Source organism: Pyramidobacter sp. YE332 (assembly GCF_033060595.1).
GTDB lineage: Bacteria > Synergistota > Synergistia > Synergistales > Dethiosulfovibrionaceae > Pyramidobacter.
In genome coordinates this window covers 2,053,530-2,066,523 of record NZ_CP133038.1, presented here as the reverse complement: position 1 = coordinate 2,066,523, position 12,994 = coordinate 2,053,530, and the positions used below count along the sequence as shown (strand labels likewise).

General features: G+C 59.9%; 11 protein-coding genes. 1 reads left to right on the top strand and 10 read right to left on the bottom strand.

What is annotated here, in order from left to right:
• Window positions 1–9: 9 nt before the first annotated feature.
• The 9 genes from RAH42_RS09760 to RAH42_RS09720 form a co-directional block, all read right to left on the bottom strand.
• Window positions 10–1,599, bottom strand: a complete 1,590-nt coding sequence (locus RAH42_RS09760) for a peptide ABC transporter substrate-binding protein (protein ID WP_078015996.1) — start codon at window positions 1,597–1,599, stop codon at window positions 10–12.
• A 52-nt stretch (window positions 1,600–1,651) separates the two neighbouring features.
• Entirely contained in the window at window positions 1,652–2,608 is a 957-nt protein-coding gene (locus RAH42_RS09755) for an oligopeptide/dipeptide ABC transporter ATP-binding protein (RefSeq protein WP_078015997.1), read from the bottom strand.
• The gene (locus tag RAH42_RS09750) at window positions 2,605–3,597 is read right to left on the bottom strand and encodes an ABC transporter ATP-binding protein (RefSeq protein WP_317539380.1); all 993 of its coding nucleotides are present in this window, start codon (window positions 3,595–3,597) and stop codon (window positions 2,605–2,607) included. The genes RAH42_RS09755 and RAH42_RS09750 overlap by 4 nt, the downstream gene beginning before the upstream one ends.
• 23 nt (window positions 3,598–3,620) lie before the next feature.
• Complete coding sequence (locus tag RAH42_RS09745; RefSeq protein ID WP_078015999.1) at window positions 3,621–4,583, bottom strand: ABC transporter permease; 963 nt, start codon at window positions 4,581–4,583, stop codon at window positions 3,621–3,623.
• 10 nt (window positions 4,584–4,593) lie between these two features.
• Complete coding sequence (locus RAH42_RS09740) at window positions 4,594–5,514, bottom strand: ABC transporter permease (RefSeq protein WP_078016000.1); 921 nt, start codon at window positions 5,512–5,514, stop codon at window positions 4,594–4,596.
• 328 nt (window positions 5,515–5,842) lie between these two features.
• Window positions 5,843–6,814, bottom strand: a complete 972-nt coding sequence (locus RAH42_RS09735) for a 2-hydroxyacid dehydrogenase (RefSeq protein WP_317539379.1) — start codon at window positions 6,812–6,814, stop codon at window positions 5,843–5,845.
• A gap of 12 nt (window positions 6,815–6,826) precedes the next feature.
• Window positions 6,827–7,825, bottom strand: coding sequence for a 4-hydroxy-2-oxovalerate aldolase (locus RAH42_RS09730; RefSeq protein ID WP_078016002.1), 999 nt, complete (start codon window positions 7,823–7,825; stop codon window positions 6,827–6,829).
• Between the two features lie 110 nt (window positions 7,826–7,935).
• A complete protein-coding gene (locus tag RAH42_RS09725; RefSeq protein ID WP_317539378.1) occupies window positions 7,936–9,327 on the bottom strand; it encodes a sodium/glutamate symporter in 1,392 nt (463 codons plus the stop codon).
• Between the two features lie 19 nt (window positions 9,328–9,346).
• Entirely contained in the window at window positions 9,347–10,486 is a 1,140-nt protein-coding gene (locus RAH42_RS09720; RefSeq protein ID WP_282012732.1) for an amidohydrolase family protein, read from the bottom strand.
• A 193-nt stretch (window positions 10,487–10,679) separates the two neighbouring features.
• Between RAH42_RS09720 and RAH42_RS09715 the strand changes: the two genes are divergently transcribed.
• Window positions 10,680–11,657 carry a LysR family transcriptional regulator gene (locus RAH42_RS09715; RefSeq protein WP_317539377.1) on the top strand — a complete coding sequence of 326 codons (978 nt, stop codon included), beginning with the start codon at window positions 10,680–10,682 and terminating at the stop codon, window positions 11,655–11,657.
• A gap of 57 nt (window positions 11,658–11,714) precedes the next feature.
• Here RAH42_RS09715 and RAH42_RS09710 read toward each other — a convergent pair whose 3' ends face one another.
• Window positions 11,715–12,926, bottom strand: coding sequence for a pyridoxal phosphate-dependent aminotransferase (locus RAH42_RS09710; protein WP_078016006.1), 1,212 nt, complete (start codon window positions 12,924–12,926; stop codon window positions 11,715–11,717).
• Window positions 12,927–12,994 lie beyond the last annotated feature (68 nt).

The window sequence follows — 12,994 nt, the reverse complement described above, 5'->3', positions numbered from 1 at the left end:
TAAAACTCTTTACTTGACGATCTCGACGCCGCGGAAGAAGTCCCAGTTGCGCGGCGAGATGTACATGCCCTTGACGCGTTCGCTGACCATGTAGGGGGTGGAGTAGTAGTTGATGGGCAGCACGGGCAGATCCTGCATGAGGATGTCCTCGGCCTTGAGCAGATAGCCGATGCGCTTGGCGTGGTCCATTTCGCTCCGGGCCGCCACGACGAGCTTGTCGTATTCGGGGTTGTTGTAACCGGTAACGTTCTCGGGCGAATCGGAAACGAGGATGTCCATCAGGCTGGCGGGATCGAAGAAGTCGACCAGGTAGGCGTGGCGAGCGATCTGGTAGTTCTTCTGGAAACGGGTGTTGATGAAGACCTTCCACTCCTCGTTGTACAGCTCGACTTCGATGCCGAGGTTCCTCTTCCACATGGCCTGCAGGGCTTCGGCGATGTTTTTGTTGCCTTCGTTGGTGTTGTACTTGTAAGTTATCTTGGGGAAACCCTTGCCGTCGGGATAACCGGCCTCGGCCAGCAGCTTGCGGGCCTCTTCGGGCTGAGCGCGGTTGCTGAAGTAGGATTTGCCGGCGGCGCGGAAATCCTTGCCGTCTTCCGGCCCGGGCAGGCCGTAGGGGATGTAGGCGTTGGCCGGAGCCTGGCCGGCCATGGTCACCTTATCGACGATGCCCTGACGGTCGACGGCCAGCGCAAAGGCGCGGCGCACGAGCGGATTGTCGAACGGCGGCTGCGTGACGTTGAAGACACTGAAGCTGACGCCGAGCGTGTTGACGGTCTTGGCCTGGCCGCTCTTGAGCAGCACGGGGATCTGCATGGAGGGCAGCCGCTTGTTGAAATCGATCTTGCCGCCCTTGAAGGCCGCGAGCGCGGTGTTGGGGTCGGTGATCATGACGACGCGCACCTTGTCGATCTTGACGTTCTCGGCGTCCCAGTAGTGGGGATTTTTGACGAGCGTCATCTCGGCGTTGTGCTTCCACTCGGTGAGATAGAAGGGGCCGTTGCAGAGGATCGTGTCGGGCGAGGTCGTCCAGTCGCGGGGATGGGCTTCGACGACTTCGGGCTTGGCGGGGAAGAAGATGTGATAGGACAGGTGGTCGAGCATCAGCGGGTTCTGATAGGCGAGCTTCAGCTCGAGGGTCGTGTTGTCGACGACCTTGATGCCGACGTCCTCGGCCTTGCACTTGCCGTTGTAGAAGTTTTCGGCGTTGACGATGGGGAAGCCGAGAAAGGCGTAGGGCGAAGCGACGTTGGGATCGACGACGCGCAGCAGCCCGTAGCGGAAGTGTTCGGCCGTCAGCGGCGTGCCGTCGTGCCATTTGAGGCCGTCGCGGAGGTGGAACGTCCAGGTCAGGCCGTCTTCGGAGACGTCCCAGCTCTTGGCCAGCCCCGGTTCGGGCTTGTCCTCGAGGGAGACGCGCACCAGACCTTCGAAGAGGTTGTAGATAATGGTGGAGCCGTCGGTGGCGTTGTTCAGCGCCGGATCGATCGTTCTCGGCTCGACGCCGAGGTTGTAGACGAAGACCTTCTCCGCCGCGCACGCGCTCGCGCACAAAGCAAGCGCCGCGGCTGCTGCCAGAATCCAACTGCGTTTTTTCATGACTGAATCCTCCTTACGTATAATGACGCGCACGGAAGGTGCGCGGTGAAGCCTAGTTGTTCGCCAGCCAGCAGGCGCACTGATGTTCGCCGCCGGCCAGTGGCGGCGCTTCGACGCTGCAGCGGTCGAACGCCCGCGGGCAGCGGGTGTGGAACTTGCAGCCCGAAGGCGGATCAATCGGGCTGGGCACTTCGCCGGTAAGCTGGATGCGCTTTCTCGCGTCGGATTTGTCGGGGTCGGGGACGGGAATGGCCGACAGCAGCGACTGCGTGTAGGGATGGAGCGGATTGGTGTAAAGTTCGTTGCTCTCCGCCACTTCGACGATGTTGCCGAGGTACATGACGGCGACGCGGTCGCTGATGTGCTTGACCATCGACAGGTCGTGGGCGATGAACAAATACGTCAGCCCCAGATCGTGCTGCAAGTCTTCGAGCGTGTTGACGATCTGCGCCTGGATGGACACGTCCAGCGCCGAGATCGGCTCGTCGCAGATGATGCATTCCGGCTCGACGGCCAGCGCGCGGGCGATGCCGATGCGCTGGCGCTGCCCGCCGGAGAACTCGTGCGGGTAGCGGTTGGCGTGCTCGCTGTTGAGCCCGACGATGGAAAGCAGGCGACGCATGCGGTCGATACGCTCGTCCCGCGGCACGCCGTGGATCACCATCGGCTCGATGACGATGTCGCCGACGGTCATGCGCGGATTGAGCGAGGCGTACGGATCCTGAAAGATCATCTGCAGTTCCTTGCGGTAGGGGATCATTTCCTTCTGTGAAAGGTTCGCCAGCTCGTGTCCTTTCCATTTTACGCTGCCCGAGGTGACGTCGTACAGGCGGATGATCGTGCGCCCGGTGGTCGTCTTGCCGCAGCCGGATTCGCCGACCAGGCCGAGCGTTTCGCCGCGGCGGATGCTGAACGACACGCCGTCGACGGAGCGCACGACGCCTCTGGGCACGTTGAAGTGCTTGACCAGATCCGTGACTTCGAGAAGGATTTCCCGGCTGTCGGTCATCGCGCGTCACCTCCGTGGGGCGCGTGCTGAAGCCAGCACGCGGCTGAATGGCCTTCCTCGACGAACTGCGTTTCGGGCGGGTACTGCAGGCAGACGCGCATCGCCTTGGGGCAGCGCAGCGCGTACGGGCAGCCCTTGGGCGGGTTGAGCAGATCGGGCGGCTGCCCCTTGATGGGGATCAGCCGTTCCTTGGTGAGATTGTCGGGATTGGGCACCGACTTGAGCAGCCCCTGCGTGTACGGATGCGCCGGATTATAGAAGATATGGCGCCGCGTCCCTTCCTCGACGACATGCCCGCTGTACATGACGGCGACGCGGTCGGCCATGCCGGCGATGACGCCGAGATCGTGCGTGATGAGGATGATGGCGGTGTTCCATTTCTTCTGCAAATCTTTCATCAGTTCGAGGATCTGCGCCTGCACGGTCACGTCGAGCGCCGTCGTCGGCTCGTCGGCGATGAGCAGGTCGGGATTGCAGGCCAGCGCCATGGCGATCATCAGGCGCTGACGCTGCCCGCCGGAGAACTGATGCGGGTATTGGCCGATGCGTTCCTCGGCCGGCTCGATGCCGACGTCGTGAAGCAGCTCGATCACGCGCTTTTTCGCCTCGCCCCGGCTCATGTGCTTGTGGCGGATCAGCGGCTCGCACAGCTGGTACGAGATGGACAGCACCGGATTGAGGCTGGTCATCGGGTCCTGAAAGATCATCGAGATCTTGTTGGCGCGGATGTCCGACATCTGTTTGTAGTTCATCGTCGTCAGTTCCTGCCCCTCGAAGTTGACCGAACCGCCGACGACTTTTCCCGAAGGGCCGAGCAGATGCAGCATCGACAGCATCGTCACGGATTTGCCGCTGCCCGATTTGCCGACGATGCCCAGCACTTCGCCCTTGTCGAGCGTCAGCGAGACGCCGCCGACGGCTTTGACCTCGCCGACCGGCGTAAAGAAAGAGGTGTGCAGATCCCTGATCGTGAGAATTTTTTCCGACATGAAAATCTTCCCCCCTTCTTTACCTACTTGCGCAGCCGCGGGTCGAGCGCGTCCCGCAGGCCGTCGCCGAAGAAGTTGAACGCGAGGATCGTCAGCGAGATGGCCATGGCGGGGAAGAACAGCTGGTAGGGATAGACCATCAGCGCGTTCATCGCGTCGCTGCTGAGCACGCCCCACGAAGCCATCGGCGCGCTGACGCCGAGGCCGACGAAGCTCAGGAACGCCTCGGCGAAGATCGCCTGCGGGATGCAGAACGTCAGCGTGACGAGGATCGGCCCCATGGCGTTGGGGATCAGGTGCCGCAGCAGCATGCGCGCCGGCGAAGCGCCGATGACACGCGCCGCGAGCACGAACTCCTCGTTTTTGACGCGCATGATCTCGGCGCGGACGATGCGCGCCATGTTGGTCCAGTAGTTGATGCCCAGCGTGATGAAGATGCTCTTCAGCCCCGGACCGACCACGACCATCAGCAGGATGACGTAGATCATCGTCGGCACGCTGCGGATCGTGTCGACGATGCGCATCATCACGTCGTCGGTACGGCCGCCGACGAAGCCGGAGATGCTGCCGTAGATCACGCCGATCGTCAGGTTGATCAGGCTGGCCATCAGGCCGACGGCCAGGGAGATGCGCGCGCCGTACATGACGCGCACGAACATGTCGCGGCCGAACATGTCGGTGCCGAACGGATGCGCCCACGAGGGGAACTCGTTGGAGATGAGGAAATCCTGTTCGTCGTAGGCGTAGGGCGACAGCAGCGGCCCGAAGATCGCCATCAGAAAGATGCAGACGATCAGGAACAGCCCGAACATCGCCAGCTTGTCGCGCTTGAGACGCTGCCAGGCGTCCTGCCAGTACGTCTGGCTGGGGCGGATGAACTCCGCCTTGTTTTTCTCCTCCGCGCCGACGAACTCGAACAGCGAAGCGTCGTTCAGATCGGGCAGGCGGAGCGGGCGCGTTTCCGCGGAAGTCTTTTCAGTCATCATGCGTCCCCCCCTATTTGGCCAGCTTGATGCGCGGATCGATGAAGCCGAGGCAGATATCGACGAGCAGATTCATGAACACCAGCAGGGCGCTGAAGAAGATCGTCACGCCCATGATCGTCGTGTAGTCGCGGTTCTGGATGCTCGTCACGAAGAACAATCCCAGCCCGGGAATGCCGAACACCTGCTCGACGACGAAACTGCCCGTGAGAATGCCCGCGATCAGCGGCCCCAGATAGGTGACGACGGGGATGATCGCGTTGCGCAGCGCGTGGATGTACACGACCGTGCGCTCGCGCAGCCCCTTGGAATAGGCGGTGCGGATATAATCCTGCTGGATCACTTCGAGCATGCTGGAGCGCGTCAGGCGCGAGATGAACGCCGCCGGATACCCCGCCAGCGTGATTGCCGGCAGGATCGACGTCGGCAGACCTTCCCAGAAGCCGACGGTGACGATCCCCCATCGGTAGGCGAAGAAATAGACCATCAGCGTGGCGATGACGTAGTTCGGTATCGTGATCCCCAGCGTGGCCAGCACCATGGCCGTCTTGTCCTGCCATCGCCCTCGCCGCAGCGCCGAGATGATGCCCGCGGGGATGCCGACGGCCAGCGACAGCAAGATCGCCAGCGAACCGACCAGAGCGGAAGCGGGGAACGAACCGGAGATCAGCTGGTTGACCGTCATGCCCTCGTAGCGGTAGGAAGGGCCGAAATCGAAATGGATCGCGTTCCACAGATAATGTCCGTACTGTTTCCAGAGCGGGTCGTTCATGTGATAGCGTTCCAGAATCTTCTCCATGATCTCCGGCGGGATCACCTTTTCGTCGGTGAACGGCCCGCCCGGAATGGCCCGCATCAGAAAAAATGTCAGCGTGATGATCACGAACAACGTCAGCAAACTCGTGGATATTCTCTGCAGCACGTACTTCAGCATACGACAAGCCCCCCTGTATGTTCTCGAAAAAATTGCCTGGCGCGATTTCTTAATAACCACATGTTTTATCAGAATTTACATAAGAAAACCATCTAAAAGATAAATTTATCTTAGCATGAAGCTCGAGACTTGGAAAGTTCATTCTGCATGGTCAAAAAAGAAAATAATTGCTGAATGTCAGTTATATTGCCGGGATTTATCGTCTGACCCAATGGGGAAACCGGTGAAATCATCGGACGAAGCGGTTTATCACGAAACGAAGAAAATACCGTCGTCGTGAAAAGAGGGACGGAAAACGCACCGCTCGCGTTTTTCGTCCCTCTTTTCGCTATTGTTTGCTCAGTTCTTTTTCATTGACCACGAATTTCAGTTTCTCGCCATGCAGGAATTTTTTCAAAGTGTCGCTGATCATGGGCACCATGACCGTGCCGAGATCCGATGTGTTGCCGCCGACGTGAGGCGTGATGACGATGTTGGGATGATCCAGCAGAGGGTGCCCGGCGGGCAGGGGATCGTCTTCTACGCAGTCCAGCCCGGCGCCCATCAGCCGGCCTTCGTCGATGGCCGTCAGCAGGGCCTTGTCGTCCACCAGGCCGCCGCGGGCCGTGTTGATGAGAATGGCGTTCCTTTTCATCAGCGCGATCTTTTCGGCGTTCAGCATGTGATGATTGTTGTCCAGCAGCGGCACATGAAGAGTGACCACGTCGGAATCCGCGAGCAGATCGTCGAGCGGGACGAACGTCAGGTCGAACTGCTTTTCCGTCTCCGGGGCGAGACGGAACACGTCGTAATACAGCGCTTCAGCGCCGAAGGCCTGGACTCTGCGGGCCACCTGACGGCCGATATTGCCCCCGCCGATGATGCCAACCTTTTTGCCGTTCAGCGACACGGCGTTGTCGGTGAACATGGTACGGCTCCAAACGCCGTTCTGGATGCTTCGGTTGTGGAACATGAGGTTGCGCCCGACGGCGAGCATGAGCAGCACCGCCAATTCCGATACGGCGGAGGCGTTGGCGCCGGGCGTGTTGGTGACGGCGATGCCGCGGGAGGAAGCATAGGGGACGTCGACGGAATCGACGCCCACGCCCCAGCGGCAGATCAGCTTCAGTTTCCCTTTGTTCGCGAGAGTTCCCTTGGAAGCTTTGAGGACGCGCAAAACGATGGCGTCGGCGTCCGTACTGGCGTCCAGCGCGTCCTGCGAGGTCGCTTCGACGATTTCGGCGCCGTCGCCGGCGAGCTGTGCGCGAAATTCGTCGGCGGTGCCGGCGGGATATTTTCCGGCGAGAAGGATTTTTTTCATGCTCCTCTTCGCCTACTTCCTCAACGATCGAGCCGTCTCGCGCATCAAACCTTCGCTGGGATTGCTCCTGTCTCTGGCGGAGACCGCGGCGATCAGGCGGTAAAGCGCCACGCCCTCTTCGGCGGCGACCTTTTTGAAGGTCGCGACGAAGCTGGAATGCGTGCCGGTCATGCCGAGCACGAGGTCGAGCGGCGTGATGGCCGCGTGATAATCGCGTTCTTTCATGGCCGGGATCAGCTGCGAGTCAAGGAAGCCCAGCAGACCGTAAAAGTCGACCTCCTCCGCTTGACCGTAACGCTGCATCAAGGCCACTCCGACCTCGGTAGCGAGGTTGCCGGCGCTGCGGGCCATGCCCAGCAGCCCGCAGTCGAGCATGGCGGCGCCGGCTTTCCATGCGGCCACGGCGTTGGCCGCCGACAGGCCGAGGTTGTTGTGGCAATGGAATCCCACGGGGATCTTCACGGCCTTGACCAGCGACTCGGTGTATTCGGAAACTTCCTCGGGCAGCATGGTTCCCGCCGAATCCATGATGGTGACGGCGTCGAGGCCGGCGTCCTCGAGCATTTTCGCCTCTTCGGCCAGTTCTTTCGCGGAGCTGACATACGCCTTCATCAGCGAGTAATAGGCCTTCAGCCCTTTCTTCTTGATGTACTTGATCGGCTTGAGCGAAAGCGCGGCGCCTTCGCCGGCGTTGGCGCCGACGCGCAGGAACGCCAGTCCTTTTTCGGCCGCCAGGTCAACGGACGCCTCCGTATAGCGTTTGGCGTTGAGGAACATGCCCAGCGTGCCGCGGGAAAAGTAGGGCCGGGCGAGATCAAGATACTGTTCGTCGTTCAGCGGGGCGATGGCGTGGGAATTCTCGTAGGCGCCGATGCCTTTGGCGTTGCCGAATTCGATCTCGGTGATGCCGTTGTCCAGCAGCCCCTCGATCATCATTCGCGTTAAAGCCGCGTCGAATCCGCATCCGACCACATTGCCGCCGTCGCGCATCGTACAGTCAAAAAAGCGCATGTTTTATCCTTCCTTTTCTTAACTCCATTGATGGAGAATTATCTTTCTTTGCGCCTTCGCGTCAAAGCGCGGAAACACAACGAAAAAATCTTCACGCAGCAGTGCCGGTTTTACCGATGCTGCGCTTGAGCTTTTGCGCTCTTTGCGCTGAGGATGTCGCTGAATCGGCGGTCGCCGTTCCAGAAGAACCGGCGGGCGACGATATAGAACACAATCCAGAGAACGGCGCTGCCGGTCAGGAGGAGCCATGGCGAAATTTTGAAGGCCAGCATGGGCATGAACATAATATAGGGCAGCGACCAGGGATAGCACAGCGCCGCCGAGGCGGCCGCCGACTCCTGCCCTGTGGTCTCGAACTTTGGATCGATGACGCGCAGCAACATCAGCCCGGTGGCGAGCACGCCGCTCTCAAGACCGTAACTTCCCATGGCGCGCTCGAACCAGTCGATGTCGAACATCTTCCAGGCAAAATAGAAGTTGGCTATGATATTGGCGGCAATGACAGCGCCTATGGTGACCAGCATGGGCACCATGTAAAGGGCAAAGACCTTCAGCGACAGCGTCGCGATGGCAGAGCAGACCAAATAATCGAGGGCAACGCCGGAAATGCGGTTTACTGTGGGGCGATCGATATAATCGGCCATTTTGAGCTTTTTAAGGAGATAGGATAGCAGAGCGCCGCATATCATAGCGCAGGCGAACAGGGGGATCTCCTTGAGCAGCGGGTGGATCCAGATCAGGCTTCGAGACAGAAGACGGGCTGAGCCATAGATCACTCCGACGAACGCGAGTTGCAATGCCAGCGGATCAAGAGCGTCGTTGTAAGTTACTCCCTTGCCGATGGAAGTTCTTTTCTCGACGGGAACATAGCCTTCGCGAATGTCCTGGGGGACGTCCTGCGGCTTGGAGACTTTCTGTGACCAGCCGCGGCGGACGCCGATATTGATCACGAGCATGCCGAGAACGATACCTGAAAGCAAGCCGGCGGTGGCCATCGTGTTGGCTACCGACACGCCATCAGCCCAGCCGGCTGCGGCGAGAGCAGCACCGGCAGCGTTGGCCGTGCCGTGTCCGCCGTGAAATCCGAAAACCGGTGTGAGACCGAAAGCGAACGGCAGATTGGGAAAGTACGGCATCATCAGCAGCGTCGCCCCCATGCCGACAAGCACTTGCGTCTGATGCATCAAACCTCCCTGCGTCACGGCCGACAGAGCCACGCGTCCGAAGTTGTGCGATGAACGGGAACCGAAGAACGACAGACCAAGCACAACAGTGACGAGCACGCCGGGCCACTGACCGATCGTATTGCCGATGGGCAGACAGTATGCCGTGGAGCGGCCAAGCACCTGCGGCCCCAGCAGCAGACCGACCAGACCGGCTAACAGCGAGGCGGGCAGATACAGACGCTGAAACAGCGGAACATGTCGGCGCAGCAGAAATCCGATGAGCAGAAGAAGGCTGAGTACGGATAGATCGACAAAAACAGACGTGATGGCGTTCATTTGTTTACCTCCGTGGACGTTAAAAATCAAATTGACGGAAAACGACTTTTCCGTTCAGGATGGTACACTGAGGAACGAGAATGCTGCGAAGCGTCAACGCGTCCTTTTCGCGGTCGACGATCTGCGTCTTGCAGGGCGTCAGCCGGAAGATCGCCACGTCGGCTGTGGCTCCGGCGCTTAAGGTGCCGAGATCGGGACGATTGATGACTTTCGCCGGCGCAGCCGTGACGGCGCGAATGACATCAACCAGAGGAACGCCAAGCTCCAGATATTTGGACATGACGCGCGGCAAACCGAACACGCCTGACTGGAACAGACTGCCTTGAACGAGGTCCGTGCTGATCGTGTCGGGCAAGAAATTTTCGGCAAGCGCTTCTTTGATCACCGCATAAAGATAATGCACGCGTGCATCGGCAGTATCGAAGAGCACGCCGCGTTTACGGGCGTCGTGTACCTCTTCGCAGATCCGCCCTCGTCCGTTCAGAATGGAAAAGCCGCGCCCCTGAAAGGCGTGAGAGTAAATATCGCCCTTGCGGAACATGCCGATGAACTGCGGCACGGGAACGGGAGGGTTGGTCGTATGTACGGAGATGCGCGTGCCAACCTTTTCGGCGGCGGCGATGGCGTTTTGCAGCGGCGCCAGACCCAGTTCGCCGATCAGTTCCTTGCTGATACGTACCTTGATGCCGCAGAGCACGCCGGAATAGCGCTCGAAAAGTCTTTCGATGTCAGGCAACGCCGTGAACTCGGGATCGAGGTTCTCCGGATAACGACTTGTGATCAACCCTTGAGTGGAGATGTTCAGAGCAGCAAACACGTGAACACGGCTTCTGGAAATGATGGAATCGTAAAAGGCCTGGAAATTTCCCGCGCCGGCGCTGCCCTGGTCAATGCCGGCCGTAACGCCCATAGGCAGCAGAGTCACGTCGGGCAGGATGCCGTTCTCGGTGCCGCCGTAAAACATGTGCAGATGCGTGTCAATCAGACCGGGCGTGACGATGCAGCCCGACGCATCGATCGTCTGTGCCGCCGCAGGCTCTGCCCCAGGTTCGCAGATTCCAGCGGAGCGTCCGTCTTCAATAAGTACGCTGGCCGGCTTGTGCACTCCGCTGGCCGGGTCGACAACGGTACCGCCGCGAATGACGAGGCTTACTGGCATGACCTTTATCACACCTCTCGATGGAGTATACAGACAATGTTTCCTGGCTGATGATTGCATCATACATTCCCTTGCCATTCAAATCAAACAAACAAAAAAGAACGAACTGACAGTCTTTAGACTGTCAAAAATGTGATGTATAGGGTAGAATTCAATAGGAGCACAGCACACGGTCCGAAAGGAGGTCGTCTTCATGAGTCTGCGGGGGCTGCGTTATTTTCTCGCGGCGGCGGAGACGGTGAATTTTCGCCGCGCGGCGGAAAAACTTTTTATCACTCAGCAGACGTTGAGCGCTCATATCCAGAAACTGGAAAGTCGTTACGGCACGCCGCTTTTCGAGCGCAAACCGCATCTGAGGCTCACTCCGGCGGGGCATTGTCTGAGGGAATACGCGCGCAAGGCGGTCAAGCTGGAAGAACTTTTCCTTGCCGAACTGGCCGATGTCACCGACACAGTTACCGGCCGGCTTAACGTCGGCATCACCGGCTTCCGGGCGACGATTTTCATGCCTCGCATCTGGGAGATCTTTCACGCGCAGTTTCCCAATATCACGCCGTCGATGACCGAGGCGCCGACCGCGCGGCTGGACGAGCTTCTGGACAAAGGGCAGCTTGACCTTTACATCGGCGTGGACGCGCCGGTGCGAAAAAACACGGAAGCATGGACGCTTTCGCAGGAAAAAGCGTGCTGTATCGCCAGCCGGGAGTTCGTCCGCAGGTTTTTTGACGAGGTTTTGCTGCGGAAGGCGGAGCGCGGCTTCGAAATTTCCGATCTGATCCATCTGCCGCAGGTAGGGTTCTCCCGCGGCAACACGCTGCGCGAATCGCTGGATATCTACTATCAGGAGCGCGGTCTCCATCCTCGCGTCGTCTTCGAAACGTCGCGCCACGATCTGGCCCTGCGCTTCTGCGAACAAGGCTGCGGGATCGGATTCGTCTATCAGATGAGCCTTTATGATCTGCTGCAAAAAGATCGTGCCCGCACGGACCTGCGCGTGTTCGCGGTCAGGAACGATTTTCCGCCGAAGCACACGATGCTCGTTTATCGCTGCGAGAGCTATAAGCCTCGTTACATGACGGGCTTTGTCGAAGCGGCGCGAAAAGTGTTCAAAGAGTATTCCGATTCGATTGACGGGATCATTGCCGGCGCCATGGCTCAGGGCGAAAAATAGAGAAAACGGTCCCGCACGTGCCAGTTTGTGCGGAACCGTTTGTTTTTTTGCGGCGGTCTAGTTCTTGCGATAGCGGTCCATGACGGCCAGCAGGCGCTTCATGGCGGCGACGGCCTTGTCGTGGTCCTGCGAGAAGTTGATGCGGAACTGGTGCAGGAACTGGGGGCCGAACTCGGTGCCGGGGGTGACGATCACGTCTGCCAGCTCGCGCACGATGCGGATGAAAGCGTGCAGGCTGACGTCGAGCTCGGGGATGGTCACGAAGAGATAGCTGCCGCCGTCGGTGGCCCGGGCGGAAACGCCTTTCGCCGCGGCAAGAACCTTCATGATGTCGTCGCGGATGCGCCGGTGTTCGGCGACGCGGGCGTCCATCCAGCCGGCCGGCTCGTCGAACCACGTGAAGAATACGGCCTGGTTGTAGCCGGGGCAGCGCAGGGCCATGATGGCCTGAAGCTTTTCCATGCGTTCGATCACGTCGGCGCTGCCGAACGCGGCGCCGAGGCGGAAGCCGCTGAGCGACTCGGTCTTGGAGGGGCCGATGATGGTGATCAGGTTGCCGGGGACTTCCTTTTGAGCGGCCAGGTGGGTGTACTTTACGCCCGGGTAGACCTGGCGGCTGTAAAGCTCGTCGACGATCAGCGCGGCGCCGTATTTTTTCGCCAGCGCGGCGATGGCGCGGATTTCCTCGCAGGAATAGACGCAGCCCACGGGATTGTTGGGGTTGGAGAAAAGGAACAGCTTCGCGCCGTCCCGAAACGCTTTTTCCAGCGCGGCGAGGTCGAGGCCGGCCTTGCCGGAGACGTCCGCATAATCCATCCGCACGGGGACCAGCTCGCCGCCGAAGAACTCGACCATCTTGCGGTTGGCGAAGTAGTCGGGCTCGACGATGGCGACTTTGTCGCCGGGCATCACGTTTGCGCCCATGGCGAGGAACAGGGCGCCCTGCGTGCCGGGCGTGAGGATCAGATTCTGCGCCGGGTCGATCTTCGCGCCGTTGAAGGCCGAAAGCTTTTCCGCCACGTGTTCGAGCACGGTCTTGCGGCCGCGGTACGGCGTGTAAGCCTGAGCGCCGCCCTCGAAGAAACCGTGGGAGAACACCTCGAAGCTGCCGGGCGTAGGCAGGTGGGCGTCGACGTCGCCGTGAGAGAAATCGACGCGCGGGCCTGCCAGCTTTTCGCCGCGCAGGTCGAGCCGTTCGGACTTCTGCAGGCTTTCCTGGCCGGGCGCGTTATCGATGCCGAGCATGGCAAACTTTTCAACGATATTCATGAGGGATGCCGCCTTTCATCATAATGGGACAGGATGGTGGATCAATTTGAGTTCATTCTAAACCAGCG

Bases quoted from the DNA above. Each gene is read 5' to 3' on its own strand.
- RAH42_RS09760 (WP_078015996.1), bottom strand. From the start codon at position 1,599: ATGAAAAAACGCAGTTGGATTCTGGCAGCAGCCGCGGCGCTTGCTTTG.
- RAH42_RS09755 (WP_078015997.1), bottom strand. From the start codon at position 2,608: ATGACCGACAGCCGGGAAATCCTTCTCGAAGTCACGGATCTGGTCAAG.
- RAH42_RS09750 (WP_317539380.1), bottom strand. From the start codon at position 3,597: ATGTCGGAAAAAATTCTCACGATCAGGGATCTGCACACCTCTTTCTTT.
- RAH42_RS09745 (WP_078015999.1), bottom strand. From the start codon at position 4,583: ATGATGACTGAAAAGACTTCCGCGGAAACGCGCCCGCTCCGCCTGCCC.
- RAH42_RS09740 (WP_078016000.1), bottom strand. From the start codon at position 5,514: ATGCTGAAGTACGTGCTGCAGAGAATATCCACGAGTTTGCTGACGTTG.
- RAH42_RS09735 (WP_317539379.1), bottom strand. From the start codon at position 6,814: ATGAAAAAAATCCTTCTCGCCGGAAAATATCCCGCCGGCACCGCCGAC.
- RAH42_RS09730 (WP_078016002.1), bottom strand. From the start codon at position 7,825: ATGCGCTTTTTTGACTGTACGATGCGCGACGGCGGCAATGTGGTCGGA.
- RAH42_RS09725 (WP_317539378.1), bottom strand. From the start codon at position 9,327: ATGAACGCCATCACGTCTGTTTTTGTCGATCTATCCGTACTCAGCCTT.
- RAH42_RS09720 (WP_282012732.1), bottom strand. From the start codon at position 10,486: ATGCCAGTAAGCCTCGTCATTCGCGGCGGTACCGTTGTCGACCCGGCC.
- RAH42_RS09715 (WP_317539377.1), top strand. From the start codon at position 10,680: ATGAGTCTGCGGGGGCTGCGTTATTTTCTCGCGGCGGCGGAGACGGTG.
- RAH42_RS09710 (WP_078016006.1), bottom strand. From the start codon at position 12,926: ATGAATATCGTTGAAAAGTTTGCCATGCTCGGCATCGATAACGCGCCC.